Below are 21,920 nucleotides of genomic sequence, written 5' to 3'. Positions count from 1 at the left end.
CCTACGGGTTCTGTGCATCCCCACGCCCCCTCTCTCGATAACGGCGAGGGCGCAGCCCTCTCCTGTTATCGGGAGAGGGGGCAGCGAGGAACGAGCGGGGGTGAGGGCCTACCCGCTGAACCCCTCCACCTGCTCCAGCACCTTTTCCGGCTCCGCGGCCAGGATCACCACCACGTCGCCCTCCTCGATCATCCGCAGCGCGTGGATGACGGCCTCCGTCTCGTCGAGCACCTTTTCGTAGCGCTCCGGGGGAAGGCCGCCGGATTCCAGTCCTTCCGCCAGGATTCCCATGGCCTCGCCCACGGGGCGGCCACGGCGGTAGGCCTCGTTCTCCTTGAGGATCACGTGGTCCAGCGCGGCGAAGATCGAGCCGATCTCGCGCATGTCCTGGTCGCGCCGGTCGCCGGCGATGCTCAGGACGCCGATCCGCCGCCGCGCATCCATGCGCACCACGAAGTCGATGAGGCCGCGCACCCCGGCCGGGTTGTGCGCGTAATCCACCACCACCTTGCCGCCGCGCACCGGCAGCACGTTCAGCCGCCCCGGCGTCGCGGCGCGCGAGGGTACAAAGGCGCGCAGCGCTTCGGCGATCTTGCCCGGCGGAATGGCCTGCGCGTGCGCCACCGCGGTCGCCGCCAGGATGTTCTCGAGCTGGAAACGCGCCGCACCCCCCATCGTCAGCGGCACCTCGGCGACCGGGACGACGGGGAGCCGCTCGGAACCGAGGCGCAGGACGATGCTCTCCCGCCCATCCTCCAGCTCGACCGTGACGGCCGCGCCTCCGGACGCCAGGTGCTCGGCGACGGCAGGGTTCTCCGCCTCGCCACTGACCGAGATCAGCACCACGTCGCCGCGGGTGCGGGAGCGCATGCCGAGGACGAGCGGATCGTCGGCGTTGAGCACGGTGTGGCCGCCGGGAGCCACCGCGGCGGGGATCACCGCCTTTACCTCCGCAAGCTGCTCCAGCGTGTGGATGCCTCGCTGGCCCATGTGGTCGGCGGACACGTTGAGCACCACGCCCACGTCGCAGCTCTCGAAGCCCAGCCCCGACTTCAGGATGCCGCCGCGCGCCGTCTCCAGCACCGCCACGTCCACGCGCGGATCGGAGAGCACCACGTTGGCCGCGAAGGGGCCCGTGAGGTCGCCCTCCATCAGCAGGACGTCCTGGTGGTAGACGCCGTCCGTGGTGGTGAAGCCGACCCGCCGCCCCGTGTGCCGAAAGAGGTGCGCGATCAGGCGCGTCGTCGTCGTCTTCCCGTTGGTCCCCGTGATGGCGATCACCGGGATGCGCGTCTCGCTGCCGGGCGGGTAGAGCATGTCCAGGATGGCGCCGGGCACGTCGCGCGGCGTGCCGACGTCCGGATCGGTGTGCATCCGGATGCCGGGCGACGCGTTGACCTCTATGATCGCCGCGCAGTTCTCATCGAAGGGCACGCCCACGTCGTCCGTCAGCACGTCCACTCCCGCGATGTCCAGCCCCACCGCCGCCGCCGCGAACTCGCACAGGGCGCGGTTGCGGGGGTGGATCTCGTCGGTGCGGTCGATGGAGGTGCCCCCGGTGGAGATGTTCGCGGTGCCGCGGAGCTGCACCGCCTCCCCCGCGTCCGGAACGGAGTCCAGCGTGCGGCCGGTGCGCGCCAGGAAGCGCTCCGTGAGGTCGTCCAGCGGGAGCGGGACGAGGGGCGAGGCGGGATCGTGCGGGTTGCGCTTGGGGTTGCGGTTCTCCTCCTCCGCCAGCTCGCGGATGCTGCGCGTCCCATCGCCCACCACGTGCGCGGGTACGCGCTCCGAGACGGCCACCACCCGTCCGGCCACCACCACCACGCGGTGGTCGCGACCGGTGACGAAGCGCTCCACGATCACCCGCGGATGCTCGGCGACGGCGATGGTCCACGCGGCGCGCACGGCGGCCTCCGTGTCCAGCCGGCCGGAGATGCCGCGGCCGTCGTTGGCGTCCAGCGGCTTGAGGAGGACGGGATATCCCAGGTCCTCCGCCAGCTCGACCGCGTCGTCCAGCGAGGTGACCACCTCACCCTCGGGGACCGCGAGGCCGATCCGCTCCAGGATCTCCTTGGTGCGGTGCTTGTCCGAGGTGATGTCGGTGGCGATGACGCTGGTGAAGTCCGTCATCGCGGCGTCCAGCCGGCGGAGGTTGCGGCCCAGGCCGAGCTGCACCACGCGGTCGCCCGGGGCGCGGCGCACCGGGATTCCGCGGCGGCGCGCTTCCGCGATCAGCACCGAGCCCGTGGGGCCGGGGTGCGTGCGCGCGTACAGCTCGCGGAGGTCGCCGACCACTCTGTCCACTACGACCGCCTCGCCGCGGATGCACTCGCGTACCAGGGCGGCGGCTTCGCGCAGGGCTTCGATCCCGAGCGCCTCTTCATCGAAGCCCAGCGCCACCACGGCGGGATCGTCGCCGGCGGCGGGGGCGATGCGGCAGAAGGCGGGCGGCGAGCCGGCCTGCGCCTGGAGCACGGACGCCACGCGCGCGATCACCTCGGGCCACGCCGACCCGTCACCTACCTCCACGGCGGGGAGGACGGCGCGCAGCCGCTCCGCGAAGCCCTCCACTGCCGCGCACGTCGTCCCGGCGAGCTCGCCCTCTTCCACCTCCGCGACGGCGGCGGGGCCGGGCGCCCACAGGCTGCGGCCGCGCAGGGCACCCACGCCGCGCAGGCGGAGCCCATCCGCCAGCTCGCGCGGATCAGACGGCATCGGCGGGCTCCCGCTCGTCCGCGCCGCGCAGCACGCCCTCGCGGATCATGGCGACAAGGTCGCTCTCCGCGTCCGCGCCGCGGCGCACGGTGTACGAGGCGGGGAGCCCCTCCTCCAGCGACGCGCGCCCCGCATCGTCCCGCTCCATCGCCTCGGGCTCGGGGTGGACGAAGCACCCCTCCGCCTCCACCACCACGCGCGCCGTGTAGTCCGCCAGGTCGCCGACCGACGCGGTGGCGCCGCCGGTGACATCGAGCGGTGTGGCGAAGTTGGCCCCGACGTCCGCGCGAAAGGGCTCCAGCCCCGGCACCACGACGGTCCCGCCGCGCACCAGCAGGTCGAAGACGCTGGTGTCGTTCTCCTCCAGTGACTCGTACTCCTCCACCGGCACCTGCTCGTAGCTGCCGTCCGCCAGCGCCTCCAGTGCGGTCAGGATGGCGACGAAGCTGAGCTTGCGCAGGAACTGCTTCTCAGCGTCGTCCGGCCAGTAGCCGCACTCCAGCAGCAGCGAGGCCGCGCCCGAGCGCTGGGTGTATTCGCCGGAGCCGGCGGGGTTGTACTCTTCCTGGAACCGCGCCACGCGCCCCTCCGCCAGCGGCTCCACGGCACGCCGGATGGCGCCGCACAGCCGCTTCGCGCGGATGCGCCGCTCGTCGTCCTCCATGTCCGGATTCCCCGGCGTGGCCAGCATGGCGAGCGCCGTGATCCCGCCCTCCTTCCCCACCCGCTTGCGCACGTCCTGGTCGTGCAGGTTCAGGACAAAGTCGGGGCGGAACTCGTCGTGGAACTTTTTGAACGCCCGCATCTCCGGCGTGCGCCAGGCGCGGGCGTCGCGGTTGATGTCGATCCCCTGCGCGTTGGTGCGGATGAAGCGCTCTGCCCCGTCCGGGTTCAGCATGGGGATGGCGGCGATCGTCAGCCCCTCCGCCAGGCGGCGCACCCGCTCGTCGTCCGGCTCGCGCGCGAAGTAGCAGAGGAGATCGGCGAGGCCCATCGTGTGGCTGGGCTCGTCGCCGTGCATCTGGCTGAAGAGGAGGACGCGCAGCGGGCCGCTTCCGAAACGCACCGCGTAGAGCGGCCGGTCCTCGGCGGAGCGCCCGATCTCCTCGCGCGAAAGGCAGCCCGCCTCGTCCACCAGCGTGCCGAGGATCTGCCACAGCTCGGCGTGGGTGAACTTGCGGGTGGTGAGTGCGGGAAGGGCGTACGCTTCGTGGAGAAGGTCCCGTTCTGCGTCGAACGTCATCCGGCTCGTCTGCTGGGGGTGCTCAAGGCTCGCCATGGAGCTTGGTCCAGCGCGAGGAAGGGCCGGGGGCTCTGGTCCCGGCGAGGATCGCGCGGCCACGCCGCTCCAGAAAGGCCAGGAGGCGCGCCAGCTCGTGCTCGCGCTCGCCGGCGTCCTCGGCCCAGGCGCTGCGCGGGTACGCGGCCCCGCACCGCGCGCACGCCACCGTGCACCCGCCGCGGCCCTCTCCGTGGAGCGTCCAGCTTCCGGTGCAGTCCGGGTGCGAATGGTCCAGCAGCAAGGGATCCTCCTTTGATTTGCCGTGCCGCTCGCAATCGCACCGCGCATGCCCCGTCCGTATCAGCGCGAAAGGCCGGCCTCTTCCTGGGACCGGGCCTCGTTGTTCCTCACACAGAGACACAGAGAGTTACAGCAAGCAAAAAAGAAGAGGTTCTCTGCGCATTGTAGTTCCCCTCCGTGTCCTCTGTGTGATGCCCTCAAAAGCGGAGGTTGAGCCCCACGCCGATCGTCAGGTAGTCGAGCTCGTCGATGGTGCGGTAGCGCACCATCGGGGTCAGCGACAGGTTCTGCCCGACCGGGTAGAAGCCGCCGAGGCCCGCCTCCAGCCCCGTCTCGTCGTCCTGAAAGAGCGCGCCGAGCTGGAAGTACGGGTTGTAGATCCCGCCGCCGGTCCCCAGCGTCACCCGCCCGCCCAGCTCGAAGCCGTCGGACGTGAGCTCGTCATCCAGCCCGTCCACATCGAACTCGAAGCTGCTCCACCCGCCGTACAGCCCGAAGAGCGGGGTGAGCTGGAACGCGCCCGTGATCCCGAACCCTACCCCCGGCTCCAGCACGTCCGCCGCATCGCCCACCGGAACGCCCAGGTCGAGGCGCCCCTCGACGGAGATCGGAATCGTGCTCTGCGCCTGCGCGGCATCCGCCCCCGCCAGCGCCGCCGCCGCGATCACCAGCCCCGCAAAGATTCCCTTCTTCATGTTCCCCTGTCCCTTGTTGGTAGAAGTGACCGTCCGCCGTGGAGGACGGAACCAAGCGCACGCTCCGCACCCCGCCGATCCGCAACCGCAATCCCCACAACGGCATCGCCCCAAATGACGAAGCCCGGCGCATGCGCGTCGGGATTCGAATTGGGCAAGAACCGGGCAGGGAGGAAAGCAGTGCCTCCCGGGCCTGGCGACTGAAGTCGCGGCAACAACAGCAGGAAGTCCGCCTTCGCGGACTCGCCCCGCCGATGTCAGCCCCGGGCCCGCTGTTCTCCCCCTCCCCCACGCTCCCCCGCGTGCGGGGGAGGGGGCCGGGGGGTGGGGGCCTACCGCACCACCCCGCTCAGCACCCGGTACAGGTACTCCGTCGCCCACCCGAGCGCCGCGACCGGCACGCGCTCGTTGTCGCCGTGCATGCGGATCTCGTCCTCCTCCGCGAGCGGCATGGGGAGGATGCCGTAGGTCGGGATCCCCGCGCCACGCAGCACCGCGCCGTCCGTGGCGCCCGTGGACATGAAGGGGAGCACCACCGCGTTGGGCGCCATCGCGCGCGCGGCGGATTCCATCGAGCGGTACAGGTCCGTGGCGACGGGCGAGGGGTCGGGCGCGGGGAGCGGGTCGCCGTCCACCGCGAATCGCACCGACGGCTCGCCGCCCACGCGGTTCATCTCCGCCACGATCTGGCGGATGTCGTCGCCGGGGACGATGCGTACGTTGAAGGTCGCCTTCCCCTCGGACGGGATCACGTTGGAGCGGAAGCCGCCGTTGAGCAGGGTGAGCGAGGCGCCCGCGCGCAGCACCGCGTTGTGCAGCGGCTCGCGCGACAGCGTGGCGGCGGCCTGGTCGATCTGCGCCTGTGTGGCGCCGGGGGCCGTCAGCGCCTGCATCGCGGCGCGCATCTCGGGATTCCGCTCCGTCGCGGCGAGGCGGCTGAAGTAGAGCCGCGACGTCTCGATGAGGCGCACGGGCGGCTTCCACTCGTGCACGCGGGTCACGGCGCGGGCCAGCGCCGCCAGCGCGTTGCCGGGAAGCGGAATGGAGCCGTGCCCGCCCGTGCCCGTGGCCGTGGCGACGACGTTGTAGGGGACCTTCTCCGTCGTCTGGATGTTCACGGTGCGGATGGTGCCCTCGCGCACGCGGATGCGCCCGCCCTCGTTGAGCGCGAACTCGGCGCCGCCCAGCAGCTCGCGGTGGTGCGCCACCACGCTGTCGATCCCAACATTCGGGCCGCCCTCCTCCGCCGCCGTCGCCAGGAAGATGACGTCGCGCGTCATCCGCCCCCGGTCGCGTGACAGCTCCTGCATGGCCACCAGCGCGGCGGCCAGCATCCCCTTGTCGTCGATTGCGCCGCGGCCGTACAGGTGCGCGCCGCGGATGGTGGGGACGAAGGCGTTCGTCTCCCACTTGGTGCTGTCCGCGCCCACCACGTCCATGTGCCCCATGACGATGACGGGCCTCTTTGTGGCGCGCGCCGCGCGGAGCCGGGCCACGAAGTTGGCGCGCCCCGGCGCCACGTTCAGCACGTGCGTCTCCACGCCGGGCACGGTGCGGAAGACGGAGTCGAAGTAGGCCGCCGTCAGCGCCTCGTTCCCCGGAGGGTTCTGGGTGTTGAGGCGGATCAGGTTCTGGAGGTGCGCCAGCGTGGCGCGCCCGGTCGCCGCGCGGTCGTAGCGGGCGGGCGCGGGCGCGGCGACGTCGTACTGCGCCGCCGCCGGTGCGGCGACGAGGGCGGCCAGCGCGGCCGCCACGAGGGTCTTCTTCAGCATCGATGTTCCGCGTTGGGGTGTGGCGGATGTGTACGCCGCGAGGCCCGCGATGGGTCCAGCGTCAGAGCGTGTCGCGTTGGATCAGCAGCGGGACGCCCTCCAGCGCGGAGGTGGTCAACGAGCCCGCGATTGCGTGGCGGTTCTCGCGCAGCACGGCCGGCGTCGTGCCGCTGGGGGGCGCGATGGTGTCGCGCCGGAACGCGGCGTCGAAGGTCAGCGGCACGAACCCCGGCGCGCTGAGCGTCAGGTCCACGTTGGGGAAGCCGAAGATCCCGTCCACCCGCACCTGCACCGTCTGCCCCCGCACGCGCACCGTGCCGCTCCCGGAGATCTCCTCCTCGTTCTGCGTGAGATCGAGGTCGAAGTCGTAGCGGGACGTATCCGCGAGCGTGGTCCCGGTCCAGCGGCCGGTGACGTCGTACTGGCCGGGGTCGAACTCCACGCCACCGCACGCGGCCAGGAGGACGATGAGGGCGAACCCCGCAAAGAAACGCATTCTGATGTCCGTCGGGTGAAGGAAGAACGTGTGCCCGCAAGTTTACCCGCGCGTCTCGTGCACAACAAGCGGTGACCCGCTCCCGGCAGCCTTCTTGCCAAAACCGGGCGCATGTTCAAGAAGCAAATCCATCAGACGACGCGCTCCGAGGGGCCGTGGGACGGCGGGCGGAGGATCGTGGTGGACTTCCGCACCACGGGCGATCCGGTGCCGGCGGTCCTCCTGGTGCCCCGCGACCGCACGCCCGCCCCGGCCGCGCTGCTCCTGCACGGCTACACCTCTCGCAAGGAGCACATGAGCGAGGGCGTGGGCGCCGCGCTCCTCAAACGGGGGATCGCCTCGCTCTCCATCGACCTCCCGCTGCACGGCACGCGCAACGACCCGGTGCAGGCGCAGGCGAGCCGCAACCCGCTGGCGCTGATGAAGATCTGGCGGCAGGCGGTGTCCGAGTGCTCGCTCTCGCTCCGCTACCTGGCCGCCCGCCCGGAGGTGGACGGGAGTCGGCTGGCGGTCGCGGGATACTCGCTGGGCTCCTTCCTCGCCGTGCTGCTGGCGGCGCAGGAGCCCTCGGTCCGAGCCCTCGTCCTCGCCGCCGGCGGCGACCTCCCGTCCGGCACGCCGTTCGCCGCCGTCGCGCGCACCGTCGCCGACCCGCTGCGCGCCATCCGCAAGCTGGACGGCCGCCCGCTGCTGATGGTGCACGGCCGCGGCGACCGCACCATCCGCCCGGACCAGGCGGAGCGCCTCTTCGCCGCCGCGCAGGAGCCCAAGGAGCTGCGCTGGTGGAACGCCGGCCACATCCTCCCCCCCGACGCCATCGGCTACGCCGCCACCTGGCTCGCCGAGCGCCTGGGGGAAGGCGAGGAGCGCTCCCTGGCCTCGGGCGAGTGAACTCGCTGCAACAACAGCACAAAGTCCGCCTCCGCGGACTCGGGGGCCAGATCCGTTCTTCGCCGCGGTTTCCGGTGCCGCGTAGGGGCGTGATTCATCACGCCCGCCCTTGCCCCCACCCCAGCCCCCGCCCCGCGCCCCGAAACCGGTAGGGGTGGACCTGCGTGTCCGCCCGCCCTCGCCCCCACCTGATCCCGTAGGGGCAGCCCCACGTGGCTGCCCGTGTCCCGTCAGTGCGCCGAGCCCCGCACCAGGAGGCGAGTGAACTCGCTGCAACAACAGCACAAAGTCCGCCTCCGCGGACTCGGGGGCCAATGTCGCGTTTCTCGAGCCGGCTTTAGCCGCCTTCCCGTATTTTCAGCCGGGGGATTCATCCCCCCGGTGACGCCGTCCCAGCACCACCCCTTGCGTCCAGCCCCCGCAAGAAGCTTCTTCACATATCCAATCTCAGCCACAAACCGCGCACGCCCAACCCGACCCGAGGCACGGATGAGCTCACGACGGATTCGCATCGCCCTGCTGGGACTCCTCGCCGCCGCGGGCGCGTGCGGCGAAGGGCTGCCGACCGAAACCGGCAACGCGCCGCGCCCTGGCCCCGCGCGCCGCGCAGTGGAGCCGTACAGCGGCACGATTCGCATCGGCGTCGTGCCGTCGGCGGCGTCGGTGAAGGTGGGCGCGACCGGGACGTTCGAGGTGCGTGAGAAGGGGACCAACGCGCTCCTCCTCACCGGCACGGCGGGCGAGCAGGTGACCGTCACGTGGGACACCGTGCCCGTCTCCGTCACCAGCCGGCGGCTGCAGGTGACGTGCACAGGCAGCACCACGGACCGCGACCAGCGGCTGGCGAACGGCACCGCGGCCGGCTTCCCCACCGCCGCCGAGTACGTCTCCGCCTCCGCGTGCTGGCGCGTGTACGTGGGCGAGCGGCCTCTCCCCATCGACACCGCGGCGGAGCGCATCTACAAGGACCGCGTGATCGCCGCGGGACAGGCTACCTCGGCCGCCTTCTGGCGCACGACGACGCTCCCGCAGAACCTGACGCGCTACATCACCACGCGCACCACGGGCGCGCAGGTGCTCTCGGCGGGGGCGCCGCGGGTGGTGCCGGCGAGCGGGCAGGCACTCATCAACGGCGCCAAGTACCGCGGCATCGCGGAGGTGCAGCAGAACGCCTCCGGGCTCCTCGCCGGGATCAACGAGCTGCCGATGGAGGAGTACCTCTACGGCGTCCTCCCCCGCGAGCTGTCGCCGGTCACCTATCCCGAGATCGAGGCGCAGAAGGCGCAGGCCGTCGCCGCGCGCACGTATGCGCACGCAAACCTGGGCAAGCACTGGAACAACGGCTACGACCTGGGCGCCACCGTCGCGGACCAGGTCTACGGCGGCTTCGCGGCCGAGCACGCCACCTCCAACAGCGCCGTCACGGCGACCGCGGGGATCGTAGCGACCTACAACGGCGCGATGATCGACGCGCTCTTCTACGCCACCAGCGGCGGCCACACCTCCAACAGCGAGGACGTTTTCAGCGCCGCCCTCCCCTACCTGCGCGGCACGTGGGACGCGCCGGCCGAGAAGGAGCTGTCGTCCACCGCCGCGCTGCTCACGGACCTGCGCACTCCCACCTGGACGGGCGCGTACGGTGGCTTCCACAGCTACCACCGCTGGAACCACCGCTGGACGATGTCGCAGATCAGCTGCGTGATTGGCGACTTCGCCAACAAGCCGGTCGGCAAGGTGAACGCGATCAACATCCTGGGCCGCTCCCCCACGGGGCGCGTCACGCAGATCGAGTACGTGACCGACGCGGGGACCTTTGTCGACAACAAGGGCGCCATCCGCTCGTCGCTCCAGTACGTCAACGCCGGCGTGCCGACGCTTCTACCCAGCAACCTGTTCGTGGTGGAGCGGCTGACCGATGCGTCCGGCCAGCTCACGGGCTACGCCGTGTACGGCGGCGGCAACGGCCACGGCGCCGGCCTTCCCCAGACGGGCGCCGTGGGCATGGCGCGCGCCGGCCGCACCTACACCGAGATCCTCAAGAAGTACTACACCGGCATCGTGCTGGAGAAGAAGACGGGGACGCGCCGCGACGGCGTCTCGTCCACACCGGGCGGCGGCACGGCGGACCCGTACGACTGCACCAGCGCGTAGGCTGGCACCGCCTGTGCAATCACAGGCGGCCCAACGATAGGCGGGCGCCGCGGGTCCCAACGAGGGCGAAAGGACGGATGGTGGATCAGCAGCAGCACCCGGAAGAGCGCGAGGAGCAGCCGGAGGAGCGTGTACCGCGCCACGCGGGAGAAAAGCCCATCGCGCTGGTGGACGGCTCCAACGTGGCCCATTCCGGCGAGGGCGAGCGGGCCCGGCTGCAGAACATCGACATCGTGGTCGAAAAGCTGATCGAAGAAGGATACCGGCCGATCGTGGTGGTGGACGCGGCGCTCCGCCACCAGATCGACAACCGGCCGCTGTACGAGCAGCAGGTAGGGGATGGGAAGATCCGCCAGGCCCCCGCCGGCACGGACGCGGACTACTTCCTCCTGGCTTTCGCGCGCGAGCTGGACGCCTCCATCGTGAGCAACGACCGCTTTCGCGACCGGCAGGAGGTCTTTCCCGAGGCGCACGAGCGGATGATCCGCTACATGATCGTGGCGGACGAGGTGGTGTTCGAGCGGCGCAACAAGCGGCGGTAGTGCGTTACAGGACCGACAGAAGGGCCTCACACCGAGACACGGAGGAAACGGAAAGGACACAGACAACCTCTGTTGTCCTTTCAGTTCCCTCTGCGGCTCCGTGTGAGGCTCTTTTTTTCTTGTAACTGGCGTCAGGCCCCGAACTGCGCGAAGCCGACGAGGTTCCCCGCGGGCTCGCGCACAAAGATCTCGTCGGCGCCGTAGGGTGTCTTCCGCCGCGGAACCACCCGCTCCACCCCCTCCAGCGCCCGCTCCACGCCATCCAGGTCGTCCACCTCGATGAACAGGAGCGATCCCTCCATCTGCAGCCGCTCAGCCAGCTCGGGAGCGTCGGCGTGCACGCTGTCGCGCGTCTGGTACATCACCTCCACGCCGTCCTTTTGCAGGATGAGGAAGCCGAGATGGTCCTCGTGGGGCACCTCGGCGGTCCGCGCGAAGCCCAGGCGGTCGACCCAGAAAGGGATCGCGGGCTCGATCCGCTCGACGTAGAGGATAGGGGTCAGATTCTTCATGGTTGGCATAGGCGTCGTTTCGGCTTCAGGTGAGTGGGGTGGTCGCATCACACTACGGCGCCCCGGCCGCCGACGCTTGTACGGATGCGACACGCTCGGCGCGCCACACGTGCGGCGCCACCCCCGCGAGCCGCACAAACTCGTGGTTGAAGTGCGCCTGATCGTAGTAGCCCGCCCGCAGTGCCACGCGGCCCAGGGGGAGCTCCGCGCGCGCCATAAGCGAGATCGCCGCTTTCAGCCGCGCCACGCGGGCCGCCTGCTTGGGGGTGAGGCCCACGTGGTCGTGGAAGATGCGCTGCAGCCGCCGCTCGCCTACGCCGAGCTGCGCGGCCAGCTCGCGCACCGGGAGTGCCCCAGCCGTCGAGCACAGGCGGGCCCACGCCGCGGCGGCGATCGGCTCCGGCGCGTCCCGGAACCGTGCCCCGAGCACCTCGGCCAGCACCGGCACGGCGTCGAGCGCGGACCCCGCGTCCAGCACCGGCGCGCAGAGGGAGCCCAGCCCCAGCTCCTCCAGACCCGCCGCCCGGTCCGTCAGCTCGCCCGCGGGGAGTCCCAGCGCGGCGCCGCCGGGGCGGAAGCGGACCCCCACGATCTCCACGCGTCCGGCTACCTGCACGGGGACTGCGCGCGTCATGGCGCCCACCGCGTAGCCGCGCGGGCCGCTGCGTGGCCGCGGCGGCTCGCCGAGGTCGAAGATCAGGTCGGTGCACCCGTCCGGCAGCACCCGGTTGAGCACGGGGGCAGGCAGCGCCCCGTCCGAGCGCAGCGTCCATAGGCACTCCACGCGCGCGGCGAGGGCGGACGGCGGATCGTGTTCGCGGTACAGGGGCGCGGTCATGGGGAGACGATAAGGCGTTTCCTGGCGGTGGACAACGGGCACGGCGTGCGGCGGGGTGCTTGTGGCCGGGGAGCGGCTTCGGTTACAATGGTGGGCCCGCACCGCCCCCGCGGGCGCCTTCCCCGTACCGCCACGCAAGAGCCTTCAGTTGAGAGATGTAGCGCTGTACCACGGCGACGGCCATGGCTGGATCGAGGTCGTAACCGGAGTGATGTTCAGCGGCAAGAGCGAGGAGCTGATCCGCCGCGTCCGCCGCGCGCTGATCGCCCGGCGCAGCGTGCAGCTCTTCAAGAGCGCCCTGGACGACCGCTACCAGGGAGTCACGCGCGTCAGCACGCACAACGGCGCCGGCGTCGATGCGGTCCCCGTGCGCGACAGCCGCCAGGTGCTGGAGCAGGCGCACCCGGAGACGCGCGTCTTCGCTGTGGACGAGGTGCAGTTCCTGGACGACGGGATCGTGGACGTGATCCAGCTCCTGGCCGACCGCGGCGCCCGCATCATCGTGGCCGGCACCGACCTGGACTTCCGCGGCGAGCCCTTTGGCCCCATGGCGCGCCTGATCGCCGTGGCCGAGACGGTGGACAAGCTGCACGCCATCTGCGTGCGTTGCGGCAACGCCGCCACGCGCAACCAGCGGCTGGTGAACGGCGAGCCCGCTCCGTACGAGGCACCGGTCATCCAGGTGGGCGGCCAGGAGGCGTACGAGGCGCGCTGCCGCCGCTGCCACGAGGTCCCCTCCGCCACGCGCGACCAGACGTCGCTGCTCGATCTGCTCGGCTCCGGGTCTCACGAGGCGGTGGTGCTCACGCACGAGAGCCTGCGCAGCCCTGCGTAGCCTCACACCGGAGACGCAGAGGGAAACTGAGAGCCACAGAGAAGACCTTCTCTGTGGCTCTGTGTCTCTGTGTGAGCCTGCCGTTCAGTCGTCCTCGTACAACCGCCGCTCCTCATCGCGCATGATGCGTGTGAGCGCGTCCTCGAACGACACCCGCTCGCTCATGGCCGTGGCCTGCGCCTGGATCCAGAGCTGGCGCATCACCACCCCCAGCAGCGGCACGCCGAGCCCCTCACGCGTGCGCCGCATCTCCGCCACGCGCCGGGCCAGGGGGAGGATCTCCTCCGGGATGTCGTCCTCCGCGGGAACGTAGGCGGCGCCCGCCGTCTCCGGAGTGCGCCCGTCCCCCTCCGGCACTTTGGGCCGCCCGCGCGCACCCCAGCGGCGTGGGTCGCGCGCCACGCGCAGCGCCAGGCTCCCGTCCGCAAAGGGCTGCCACCACTCCACCAGCCCGCCGAGCAGTTCCTCCAGCAGCTTCTCCACCGACACCCGCACCGGCCCCTTGCGCCCGGGCCGGCGCCCGCGCTCCACCACCAGCAGGAGGTCGGCGCCGGGCTCCTCGTGCGCGAAAGTCTGGATCCAGCGCAGCGCCCGCACGCGCGCCGTCTCCGGCCCCTCGTTCTGGAGGTCCAGGCGGCGGGTGGGCGGGTAATGGCGCGCCTCGTACTCGCGGGCAAGCTCGTTCAGTCGCGTCAACGCGGGCTCCTCGCCTGGGGGTACGATGGCCCGCTGTTGCACGGAAAGGGCCGCGCCGGGAACGCGGATTGCACGGCAACGCGCTGAGACACAAGGACGCGGCCCGAGGCGGGCGCGCACACCGCAAGGGAGGGGGAACGATGGCACGCTACGACCGGGGATACGACTACGGCCTGCGCGGCTTCCAGGAAACGACGGGCCCGCAGCGGCGCAGGGTGACGGCGCACTTCGTGGATCACATGCGCGGCTCGGGCGAGGACCCGCGCGACCTGCGCCCGCAGCAGGACATCCGCCGCGGGGTGCACGCGTACGGCAACGACTACGACCGGCCCGGCATGCGCGCCGGCTGGCAGCCGCACGTGAACCGGGTGACCGCCCGCTACAACCTGGATTACGTCCGCGAGCAGCATCCGGGCGAGTACCCCATCAACCCGCACCCGTACGGCGGGGACATGGAGTGGCGCGTGGGCGACTTCAACCAGTACCAGCGCCCGTACCAGACCAAGGGCGGCTCCAGCACCTTCCGCGGCGGCGGACGCCCCGTGGGCTGGGAGCGCGACCGGGCCCGCTACGACTACCTTTACCCGGAAAACCGCGGACGCGGCTACGAAGGCCGCTGGTTCTGACCGCCCCCGCACGAACGACGGCCCGCCCGGAGCTCCGGGCGGGCCGTTTCGCATCCCATCAGGCTCGCACGGACGGTATGGCCGGCGCGTTCCCCGACTCCACCGCCGCCACGAAATACTCCTTCAGCACGACGGGGAAGAGCGCCTCCGCCCTCGACTCCGCCACCACCGAGAACCCCTCCAGCTCCTCGATCGTGACCAGGTAGTACGGCTCATCCTCGGCCGACTCCTGCACCGCCCGTCCATGCACCGTCCACATTCCTCCACGCGGACAAACGTGATCCGCCCCGGAGTTTCCAAGACAGGCCGACGTCCGTTCGCCTGATGGCATGCCGATCACGGTAAGCGGGCCGTGCAGAGACCCTGTCTAGGCAAGTTTACGCCGCCGGCTCGTACCGCTCAATCTCCTGCAGTTCCTCGACCCCCGCCGCATGCATCGCGTGCCAGAGATCGTATCCCTGCTGCAGGTTCAGCCAGAACCCGGCAGAGCTCCCGAACAGCCTCTCTAGACGGAGCGCGGTATCGGGGGTGATGGACCGGCGCCCGTTGATCACTGCATCCAGCCGCTGTCGGTTCATCCTGAGAAGCTCAGCGGTGCGGGTGATGGTCAGCCCGTGCGGACGGATGAACTCCTCCAGAAGGATGACCCCGGGGTGCTCCGGCTCCGCATGGGTAGGTACTCGTACGTTCATGGTCCCTCCAGTGACTGTGTATCCGCTGCCTCATCCGAACGCATTTAGTGGTAGTCGACCACTTGGACATCGGCCGGACCCATCGGCGTCCACGTGAAGCAGATCCGATACTGGCCGTTGATCCGGATACTATGCTGCCCCTCGCGATCACCCCGGAGCGCCTCCATCGCGTTCCCGGGTGGAAAGCGCAAGTCCTCGAGCCGCACCGCCGCGTCAACCATTCTCATTTTCCGGCGGGCGAGTTTCTGAAGCTCCGCAGAGATCGTCTTGCTCGCGGCGCGGCTCGCCAATCCGTTGAACACGTCCTCAGTGCCCTGGTTCCTGAAGCTTACGATCATCCGCGGCAGCTCCGTTGGAGTGACCCGGAATTGTATTGTGGAACGTTCCGCATGTCAATGTTTACTTCCGGCGCGTCGCCGATTTGTACCGCCGCGGCGACAAACACGGGGGCTCCTCCCCGTCACCCGACGGAGAGGAGCCCCGGAACACCCTTACGACCTGAGCGCCGCTACGCCGCCCGTCCACGCGGTGGCCTACTGCGGTCGCGCGCGCCGCGTCCGCCACGCTGGTCCACGCGCGGCTTGCGGCGGCGCCCTCCACGCTGGCGCCGCCATCCGTCCAGCGACACCACGCCGGGGCCTTCCTCCTCCCCGACCGCGAGGGGGTCGCTGTTGCGCAGGGCGGAGCGGCTCCGCTCGCGATCCAGCTCTTCGGCCACGCGCTCGGCGGGAACGTCCCACAGGACCGAGAGCGCGCCGACGAGGGTGGCCAGCGTCTGCTCCAGCGTCGCGCCCACCGTCCCGGCGACGGAGCCGAACGCGGGTAGGGGACAGCCCGGCCCCTGGGCCACGGACAAACGCTCGCGTCCCCGTTCCAGCCGCACGCCCACCGCGCTGACGATGCGCCGCGCGGCGTAGCGCCGGCGATGCAGGCGCCGGCCGCTGCACAGGTGGCGCAGCCGCTCGCGCCAGTCCTCGCCTGAGCCGGCGCTGTCGCCCAGGAGCCAGACGGCGGCGTAGAGCTCGGCGAAGACGCGCAGGTCCAGCTCGCGGACAGTGGCCGGCGGCAGAGTATGCAGGTAGTCGAGAAACGCCGCGATGCGGCGGGGACGGGCGAGGAGAAAGAGGACGACTTCCTGGCAGCCGCGCCGGTGGTTGCAGCGTGCGCAGGCGGGGACGATGATGCGGGTGTCTCGTCTGCGCCCGCCCTTGGAACGGGGGATGACGTGATCGCGGGTGAGGGGGCGGTCCGGTGCCGCGGGGGCCCGGCAGTACACACAACGTCCGGTCTGGATGCGGTGCTCGAGCTCCCTTTGCAGGGCACCGCTTCGGTCGTTTCGCCGCACGAACTCTCCCGGTAATGGGGGTCGGCGGTGCGCGCCCGGGCTGGCGCGTCCTCCGCCTTGCGCGGCCCCGTGGCGGCCTTCCGGGCCGTCGCGGGGTGTTGTGTCACTCTGTGCCTCGATTAGCTAGAACGATGCCACCCCCCGAATGGTTCCGTCACACGTTTGTACCGCTGAAAGTCTGGATTGAATTCGGGCAGGCGCACCGGGGTGAGGAGACGATGGGGAGTGCATCCAGCAGCCGTCCACCGCAATATGCAGCGGTCCGCGCGCCGTGACCAGTATCTTGAAAAAGCCCTCACTCGGAGACGCGGAGGGTGCGGAGAGAAGGGAAAACGAAAGCCGCGGAGAACCCCTCCTGCTGTTCTTCCTCTGTGGCTCTGTGTCTCTGTGTGAGCCATGCAGTTGCAGTTCTCCGCGCCACCGCGTCTCCGCGTGAGACCGGCAGTAAAAACGCCCCTCGGCCGAAAAGCCGGGGGGCGCATCGATGCTCGTGGCGGGTCCGCTACTCCCCGGACTTCCCTTTCACCGCGCGCTTGGCGGGCGCGGCTCGCTTCGGCGCCGGGTACGACTGCTCCGACGAGTACTCGCTCTTCACGTGCCGCAGCAGCCACTGCTCCACCCCGGTGGCCGTCTCCGGCGCGTCGGAATGCTTGCGGATCAGCGCGAACATGGCGCGGATGTCGCCCGTCGCCCGCTCCAGCCCCTTGGGAAGGATCAGCTTGAGCGGCGTGGGCGAGGGCGTCTGCACCAGCGACTCACCGACGCGGTCGCCGCGACCCTGCCGCTCGATGAGCAGGTTGCCCAGCTTCTCCCGCGTACGCGGGTGGGGCACCTCGATCGTACCCGACACGAACTTGCGCACCTGCTCACGCCCGCGCCCGATCAGCCGGCCGGCCTCCCGCAGCCCCATCTCCTGCACCAGCTCCGCCAGGAACGCGCGCAGCACCGGCACCGGGATCTCCGTCCACGACGAATAGCGGCGAGGAGATTCTCCCCCGCCGGCCAAGGCCTCTCGGCCACTCTGTCCACTACGCTCAGAAGGACACTGGGGATTTTACGCCGCCCGCGAATTGCGCGCAAGAGAGGTCAGCGCGCGAAATAAGCGGACATCGCAAACTGGTGTCGCGGTTGGCGCAAAGGGGCGTATCCAGCGTCGTTTTCACCTCAATGGGGCCACCGCGTGCGTGGTGTCGAAGTGGATCACCGCGTCGAACTGCCGCGACAGCGACGCCTGGAAGTAGTGGCTCGCCCGCTCCGTCTCCGACAGGTAGAGCACCCCCACCGCGCGCTCCAGGCGCGGCTTTTCGAGCACGGATTGCAGCGCCTGGTTGCCGCGGAAGACCAGGAGGAAGTTGCCGATCCCCGTGTCGTGGAAGAGCGCGCCGTAACTTCCCGCGAGCGAGGGGCGGAGCGGCCTGCGCTCGGCCCGCCCGCCCCACTCGCGCGCGGCCAGCACCGTGCCGGTGTACGTGGTGAAGCCCACCAGCACCGCGCGGCCGTCGGCGCGCTGCCGCATGAGCTGCCCCACGTTCCACTCCCCCTGCTCCCCCGGCTCGGTCACGCGCGCGTCGCCCATGTGCGTGTTGTGCGCCCACCCGACCACTTTCGGCGTGCGCCCGCCCGCCTGCAGGTGCGCCGTGAGCGCGTCGAGGATCTCGGCCATGTGCCGGTCCCGCAGGTTCCAGGGCGAGATCCCGCCCACGAACGACATGCGGTAGTACTCCTCCGCGTTCTGCACGACGCGCGCGTTCTGGAGAACGGAGAAGCGCGCCTCCGCCTGCGCGGGGTCGCTGGGCCTCGGCATCGCGGCGAAGCGCCGCTGGAGATCGGCGAGGACCGCCGTGGCCTCGTCGCGGCACGACCGGGACTCGCGTGAGGCGGCGGCCTCGCCGTACGCCTCCGGCCGGTCGCGGTACGGCTCGAAGCAGCGCAGGCGCTGGCGCGTGCTGCGCGCGGCCTCGGGATCGATCGTCTCCAGCGTGCGCACGATCGCGTCGACGGACTCGGTCAGGCTGTACAGGTCCATCCCGTAGAACCCCACCTGGGCCTCGGCCGGCTTGCCGGCGTTGTAGCTGCGCAGCCACTCGATCAGGTCCCGAGTGGGCGCGTTGGGCCACATCCACTCGGGAAAGCGCGTGAAGCCGGAGAGCGCCTCCACCGCCGAGCGGTCGTTCCCCATCCCGCGCACGTAGCGGTTGACGCGCTCGGCATCCGGCCAGTCGCCTTCGATGGCCATGGCGGTGAAGCCCTGCTCCTCCACCAGGCGGCGGGTGATGCGGGCGCGCTCCCGATAGAACTCGTCCGTGCCGTGCGTCGCCTCGCCCAGCAGGACGAACGTCGCGTCGCGGGTGATCGCCAGCAACGGATCGTAGTCGCGCGGGCCGCCGCTCAGCCGGTGCGCCGCGGTCCGGATGGCCGCCACCTCACTGCCCGCCGCGGTGTCGGCCGGTGCGCCGCTCTCCCGCAGCGGCGTCGGCTGCGGCGCGGAAGAGCACGATGCAAGCAGGGCGAGTACGAAGACGGGAAAGACGATTCTCATCGCGATTCGCGGGTTCGGGGTTCGCTCCGCGTGGGGCGCAGGGCGCATTCCCCGCCGGAAACAGGCGCCGCGACCCGCACGGGTTGACACAAACCCGTGCAGCGCATACATTTGTCCTCGTTGAGCATGGCTGGGGAGATCTGCGTTTGAGCCGACTCCTTTGAAGCAGTGGGGCTGGTCATCGTGGGGAAGGGGGAGTCCTGAGGGACATCGCCGGAGCCGCGGGACGGTCACCAAACGGATCTCATATCCGGCTTCAAACCGCCTCCCTGGCATGCTTGGCGCCACCCGTGTCGCGGGGTGGAGCAGCCTGGTAGCTCGTCGGGCTCATAACCCGAAGGTCGCGGGTTCGAATCCCGCCCCCGCTATGGAAACGCCCGCTCTCTGCATCGCAGAGGGCGGGTGTTTTCGTTGCATCTTGAACAGCTTGTTTCACACAGAGCCACAGAGGGGACCAGCAAGAAGAACGGAAAGAGTTTTCTCTGCGCCTTGCAGTTCCCCTCCGTGCCCTCTGTGTGATGCCTTTTAGCTGGGGGGAGCGTGTGCAAGCATCCCTCCGCCGTCCGTCGTTCAGGATAGGCGGACGGATGCCGCCTGTTCCGAGCTCAACCCCCACCCCCAGGATGCCATGCGCCCATCTCTCGTTCTTGCACTGGCCGCGCTGCTCGCCACGGGTACCACGGCGGCGGCACAGGTTCCCAGAGCCGCGGCCCCGGAGCGCACTCTCCAGCCGTTCCGCTCCATGGCGGAGCTGCGCGGCTTCGTCGCGGATCTCGCCCCGGCCCGATCCACGCCGCCACCCGTTGCTTCGAACCCTTTGTGTTCCACGCCGGCGGCCTCCGCAGCCGAGCGCGGGACGGTCGCCGGGCGGGTGACCGGGCCGGACGGCAAGCCGCTCAGCGGCGTGAACGTGCGCGTCTTATGCGCCGCGGCCGTGACGAATGCCGAGGGACGCTACACTCTCTCGGCTGCCGCGGGCACCCTTGCCGTCACGGCGTCCGTCATCGGAAGGACAACCCGGCAGGTTTCCGTCACCGTCAAAGCGGGTGAGGCGGTGACGCTGGACTTCGTGATGGCTCCGGCGGCCCTGGCGCTGGAAGGCGTAGTGGTGACCGCCACCGCTACTACGGACGCGGTCACGAACAACCAGCACCAGGGGGTGGACGAAGGCGGCATCGTGAAGACGCACGGCGATCACCTGGTGATCCTGCGCAGGGGGCGCCTCTTCACCGTTCGCGTCGGCGGCCCGAAGCTCACCCCCGTCTCGTCGGTGGATGCCTTCGGCCCCGGAATCGACCCGAGGTCCGGCTGGTACGACGAGATGCTGGTGTCGGGCGACCAGGTGGTGGTGCTCGGCTACAGTTACCGCGGAGGAGGGACTGAGATCGGTCTCTTCGGCATCGATGCCGCCGGGCGGCTCCGCCACCGCTCCACGTATCACCTGCGCTCCAACGACTACTACTCGTCGCGGAACTACGCCAGCCGGCTGGTCGGCGATGATCTCATCTTCTACACTCCGCTCGATCTGCCGCTGGACGGGAGGGACCCCGCCGGATGGCTGCCGGCGTTGCGGCGCTGGCACCCCGGAGCACGGGAGGGAGAGTTCACCCCCATCGCCACCTCCACGCGCGTGTACCGCCCGGCGCGGCCGCTGGGGGATGGCGGCCACCCGGCGCTGCATACGGTCACCACGTGCAAGCTCCGCAGCACCCCCATGTCGTGCGAGGCGACCGCCGTAATCGGTCCGCGGGGGAGCGTGTTCTACGTGTCGCCGAGCGCGGTGTACGTGTGGACCACCGCCTCGCCGTGGGATGGAGCCGAGCGGGCCGGCGAGTCCGTGCTATACCGGATGCCCCTGGACGGGTCCCACCCTTCCGCGCTTGGGGTTTCCGGAAGCCCGGTGGACCAGTTCTCCTTCCTGGAGAGCGACGACCGGCACCTGAACGTGCTGGTCCGCTCCGGCGGCCGCGGCGCGCGGATGTGGTCCGCGGAACGGGGCGCGGGGGCGCTGTCGCTGCTGCGCGTTCCAGTCGCCGACTTCGGGGACGGGCGCCAGGACGCCGGGCCGCTGCGCTACCGGCCGCTTCCCCGCGCGGGATCGGGCGCGGTGCAGAACCGGTTCGTCGGGCGCTACCTGCTCTACGGGGCCGGGAACGGGTGGGACCGTCCCCGGGCGGCGCCGAACGCGGTGGTCTTCGCGGTACCCTGGGCACGCAACGGAACCCCCGTACGGCCCCTTGCTCTGGGTCACGCGGTGGATCGGATCGAGGCGATGGGCGGCGACGCGCTGGTGGTGGGTGCGGATGCGCACGACCTGCACTTTACCGGCGTACGCCTGGCCGCTCGCCCGGAGCTGGGTGCCCTGTACACGCGGCGCGGCGCCTCGCAGGGCGAGACGCGGAGTCACGGCTTCTTCTATCGTGCGGACGGCCCCGCGAGCGGTGTGCTGGGGCTGCCGGTGCGCCGCACGGGGAAGGCGGGGTACGAGCAGCTGGAAGAAGGCTCCGCCTCCATCGTCTTCCTGGCGAACCAGGGCGCGGCGCTCGATGAGCTCGGCGAGCTTGCGGCGCAGCCGGAGCGCGCCGTGGAGGATGGCTGCGTTGCGTCGTGCGTGGACTGGTACGGCAACGCGCGGCCCCTCTTTTTGCGAGGCCGCATCTTCGCCCTCATGGGCTACGAGCTGGTGGAGGGCGTGATGGACGGAAACCGCATTCGCGAAGTGCGCCGGACCGACTTCACCCCCCGTCGCGCTACCGCCTCCCGCTGATCGCAGAGCACAGAGGCACGGAGGCGATCGTCTCCGTGCCTCTGGGTCAGCTCGCGGTCGCAGAGTGCCCCGCGGCGGAATTGTTGGATGCCCTGTCCGCGGCCCACCAGCTCCTCCTGCACAATAAGTGCACGTTTTCGTGTTAAGATGTGACTTACGAGCAGTTCTGCGCGCTGATAGGGAGCGTCCGTGTGGCGCTGCCCGTTGGCTAGAATAACTGGTCACTCACTGAGGAGGACAGCATGGGCGAGTCGGCGACCGCTCGGGTGAGCATCGAGTCCGGTCT

Annotated in this window: 21 protein-coding genes and 1 tRNA gene; 7 read left to right on the top strand and 15 right to left on the bottom strand. The window is 70.5% G+C overall.

From position 1 onward, the window contains the following. Nucleotides 1-108: 108 nt before the first annotated feature. The 6 genes from cphA to VF584_07825 all read right to left on the bottom strand — a co-directional run bounded on the left by cphA (nt 109) and on the right by VF584_07825 (nt 7,200). Nucleotides 109-2,715, bottom strand: a complete 2,607-nt coding sequence (cphA, locus tag VF584_07850) for a cyanophycin synthetase (protein ID HEX8210085.1) — start codon at nt 2,713-2,715, stop codon at nt 109-111. Beyond that, nucleotides 2,705-3,994, bottom strand: a complete 1,290-nt coding sequence (locus tag VF584_07845) for a M14 family zinc carboxypeptidase (GenBank protein ID HEX8210084.1) — start codon at nt 3,992-3,994, stop codon at nt 2,705-2,707. The genes cphA and VF584_07845 overlap by 11 nt, the downstream gene beginning before the upstream one ends. Beyond that, on the bottom strand, nt 3,981-4,238 hold the full coding sequence (locus tag VF584_07840; protein HEX8210083.1) for a hypothetical protein: 258 nt from the start codon (nt 4,236-4,238) through the stop codon (nt 3,981-3,983). The genes VF584_07845 and VF584_07840 overlap by 14 nt, the downstream gene beginning before the upstream one ends. A 196-nt stretch (nt 4,239-4,434) precedes the next feature. Next, the gene (locus tag VF584_07835) at nt 4,435-4,932 is read right to left on the bottom strand and encodes a hypothetical protein (protein ID HEX8210082.1); all 498 of its coding nucleotides are present in this window, start codon (nt 4,930-4,932) and stop codon (nt 4,435-4,437) included. Nucleotides 4,933-5,264: 332 nt separating this feature from the next. Then, nucleotides 5,265-6,704 (bottom strand): M20/M25/M40 family metallo-hydrolase, encoded by a 1,440-nt coding sequence (locus VF584_07830; protein HEX8210081.1) that lies wholly within the window; start codon nt 6,702-6,704, stop codon nt 5,265-5,267. 61 nt (nt 6,705-6,765) lie between these two features. Continuing rightward, a complete protein-coding gene (locus VF584_07825; protein ID HEX8210080.1) occupies nt 6,766-7,200 on the bottom strand; it encodes a hypothetical protein in 435 nt (144 codons plus the stop codon). A 111-nt stretch (nt 7,201-7,311) separates the two neighbouring features. Between VF584_07825 and VF584_07820 the strand changes: the two genes are divergently transcribed. The 3 genes from VF584_07820 (at nt 7,312) to VF584_07810 (ending at nt 10,784) form a co-directional block, all read left to right on the top strand. Beyond that, on the top strand, nt 7,312-8,091 hold the full coding sequence (locus VF584_07820; GenBank protein HEX8210079.1) for an alpha/beta fold hydrolase: 780 nt from the start codon (nt 7,312-7,314) through the stop codon (nt 8,089-8,091). 489 nt (nt 8,092-8,580) lie between these two features. Then, nucleotides 8,581-10,242: a SpoIID/LytB domain-containing protein gene (locus tag VF584_07815; GenBank protein HEX8210078.1), complete on the top strand. Its 1,662-nt coding sequence runs from the start codon at nt 8,581-8,583 to the stop codon at nt 10,240-10,242. A gap of 77 nt (nt 10,243-10,319) precedes the next feature. Further along, complete coding sequence (locus VF584_07810) at nt 10,320-10,784, top strand: hypothetical protein (GenBank protein HEX8210077.1); 465 nt, start codon at nt 10,320-10,322, stop codon at nt 10,782-10,784. Nucleotides 10,785-10,915: 131 nt separating this feature from the next. Here the strand turns inward: VF584_07810 and VF584_07805 are convergent, their stop codons facing one another. Together VF584_07805 and VF584_07800 are read right to left on the bottom strand one after the other, a co-directional pair. After that, on the bottom strand, nt 10,916-11,296 hold the full coding sequence (locus VF584_07805) for a VOC family protein (GenBank protein ID HEX8210076.1): 381 nt from the start codon (nt 11,294-11,296) through the stop codon (nt 10,916-10,918). Between the two features lie 52 nt (nt 11,297-11,348). Further along, nucleotides 11,349-12,134 (bottom strand): helix-turn-helix transcriptional regulator, encoded by a 786-nt coding sequence (locus VF584_07800; GenBank protein ID HEX8210075.1) that lies wholly within the window; start codon nt 12,132-12,134, stop codon nt 11,349-11,351. A gap of 148 nt (nt 12,135-12,282) precedes the next feature. Here VF584_07800 and VF584_07795 point away from each other — a divergent pair, with 148 nt between their 5' ends. Then, complete coding sequence (locus VF584_07795) at nt 12,283-12,969, top strand: thymidine kinase (GenBank protein HEX8210074.1); 687 nt, start codon at nt 12,283-12,285, stop codon at nt 12,967-12,969. An 84-nt stretch (nt 12,970-13,053) separates the two neighbouring features. Here VF584_07795 and VF584_07790 read toward each other — a convergent pair whose 3' ends face one another. Then, the gene (locus VF584_07790; GenBank protein ID HEX8210073.1) at nt 13,054-13,665 is read right to left on the bottom strand and encodes a hypothetical protein; all 612 of its coding nucleotides are present in this window, start codon (nt 13,663-13,665) and stop codon (nt 13,054-13,056) included. Nucleotides 13,666-13,805: 140 nt separating this feature from the next. Between VF584_07790 and VF584_07785 the strand changes: the two genes are divergently transcribed. Continuing rightward, nucleotides 13,806-14,291 carry a hypothetical protein gene (locus tag VF584_07785; protein ID HEX8210072.1) on the top strand — a complete coding sequence of 162 codons (486 nt, stop codon included), beginning with the start codon at nt 13,806-13,808 and terminating at the stop codon, nt 14,289-14,291. A 58-nt stretch (nt 14,292-14,349) separates the two neighbouring features. On the opposite strand, the gene VF584_07780 is transcribed toward VF584_07785, so the two are convergent. The 6 genes from VF584_07780 to VF584_07755 all read right to left on the bottom strand — a co-directional run bounded on the left by VF584_07780 (nt 14,350) and on the right by VF584_07755 (nt 18,867). Beyond that, complete coding sequence (locus VF584_07780) at nt 14,350-14,550, bottom strand: hypothetical protein (protein HEX8210071.1); 201 nt, start codon at nt 14,548-14,550, stop codon at nt 14,350-14,352. Between the two features lie 118 nt (nt 14,551-14,668). Next, nucleotides 14,669-14,983, bottom strand: coding sequence for a HigA family addiction module antitoxin (locus VF584_07775; protein HEX8210070.1), 315 nt, complete (start codon nt 14,981-14,983; stop codon nt 14,669-14,671). 44 nt (nt 14,984-15,027) lie between these two features. Then, nucleotides 15,028-15,321, bottom strand: coding sequence for a type II toxin-antitoxin system RelE/ParE family toxin (locus VF584_07770; GenBank protein ID HEX8210069.1), 294 nt, complete (start codon nt 15,319-15,321; stop codon nt 15,028-15,030). Between the two features lie 170 nt (nt 15,322-15,491). Then, on the bottom strand, nt 15,492-16,328 hold the full coding sequence (locus tag VF584_07765; GenBank protein HEX8210068.1) for an HNH endonuclease: 837 nt from the start codon (nt 16,326-16,328) through the stop codon (nt 15,492-15,494). 502 nt (nt 16,329-16,830) lie between these two features. Beyond that, nucleotides 16,831-17,280, bottom strand: coding sequence for a hypothetical protein (locus VF584_07760; GenBank protein HEX8210067.1), 450 nt, complete (start codon nt 17,278-17,280; stop codon nt 16,831-16,833). Nucleotides 17,281-17,487: 207 nt separating this feature from the next. Then, complete coding sequence (locus VF584_07755) at nt 17,488-18,867, bottom strand: erythromycin esterase family protein (GenBank protein HEX8210066.1); 1,380 nt, start codon at nt 18,865-18,867, stop codon at nt 17,488-17,490. A gap of 294 nt (nt 18,868-19,161) precedes the next feature. Here VF584_07755 and VF584_07750 point away from each other — a divergent pair. Beyond that, a tRNA-Met gene (locus tag VF584_07750) sits at nt 19,162-19,235 on the top strand. A gap of 260 nt (nt 19,236-19,495) precedes the next feature. Then, a complete protein-coding gene (locus VF584_07745; GenBank protein ID HEX8210065.1) occupies nt 19,496-21,634 on the top strand; it encodes a beta-propeller domain-containing protein in 2,139 nt (712 codons plus the stop codon). The last annotated feature ends 286 nt before the right edge of the window (nt 21,635-21,920 follow it).

The sequence above is a fragment of the Longimicrobium sp. genome, from assembly GCA_036389135.1.
Lineage (GTDB): Bacteria > Gemmatimonadota > Gemmatimonadetes > Longimicrobiales > Longimicrobiaceae > Longimicrobium.
This window is presented reverse-complemented; position numbering and strand designations above follow the sequence as displayed.

Bases quoted from the DNA above. Each gene is read 5' to 3' on its own strand.
- cphA (HEX8210085.1), bottom strand. From the start codon at position 2,715: ATGCCGTCTGATCCGCGCGAGCTGGCGGATGGGCTCCGCCTGCGCGGC.
- VF584_07845 (HEX8210084.1), bottom strand. From the start codon at position 3,994: ATGGCGAGCCTTGAGCACCCCCAGCAGACGAGCCGGATGACGTTCGAC.
- VF584_07835 (HEX8210082.1), bottom strand. From the start codon at position 4,932: ATGAAGAAGGGAATCTTTGCGGGGCTGGTGATCGCGGCGGCGGCGCTG.
- VF584_07830 (HEX8210081.1), bottom strand. From the start codon at position 6,704: ATGCTGAAGAAGACCCTCGTGGCGGCCGCGCTGGCCGCCCTCGTCGCC.
- VF584_07825 (HEX8210080.1), bottom strand. From the start codon at position 7,200: ATGCGTTTCTTTGCGGGGTTCGCCCTCATCGTCCTCCTGGCCGCGTGC.
- VF584_07820 (HEX8210079.1), top strand. From the start codon at position 7,312: ATGTTCAAGAAGCAAATCCATCAGACGACGCGCTCCGAGGGGCCGTGG.
- VF584_07815 (HEX8210078.1), top strand. From the start codon at position 8,581: ATGAGCTCACGACGGATTCGCATCGCCCTGCTGGGACTCCTCGCCGCC.
- VF584_07810 (HEX8210077.1), top strand. From the start codon at position 10,320: ATGGTGGATCAGCAGCAGCACCCGGAAGAGCGCGAGGAGCAGCCGGAG.
- VF584_07805 (HEX8210076.1), bottom strand. From the start codon at position 11,296: ATGAAGAATCTGACCCCTATCCTCTACGTCGAGCGGATCGAGCCCGCG.
- VF584_07800 (HEX8210075.1), bottom strand. From the start codon at position 12,134: ATGACCGCGCCCCTGTACCGCGAACACGATCCGCCGTCCGCCCTCGCC.
- VF584_07785 (HEX8210072.1), top strand. From the start codon at position 13,806: ATGGCACGCTACGACCGGGGATACGACTACGGCCTGCGCGGCTTCCAG.
- VF584_07780 (HEX8210071.1), bottom strand. From the start codon at position 14,550: ATGTGGACGGTGCATGGACGGGCGGTGCAGGAGTCGGCCGAGGATGAG.
- VF584_07775 (HEX8210070.1), bottom strand. From the start codon at position 14,983: ATGAACGTACGAGTACCTACCCATGCGGAGCCGGAGCACCCCGGGGTC.
- VF584_07770 (HEX8210069.1), bottom strand. From the start codon at position 15,321: ATGATCGTAAGCTTCAGGAACCAGGGCACTGAGGACGTGTTCAACGGA.
- VF584_07755 (HEX8210066.1), bottom strand. From the start codon at position 18,867: ATGAGAATCGTCTTTCCCGTCTTCGTACTCGCCCTGCTTGCATCGTGC.
- VF584_07745 (HEX8210065.1), top strand. From the start codon at position 19,496: ATGCGCCCATCTCTCGTTCTTGCACTGGCCGCGCTGCTCGCCACGGGT.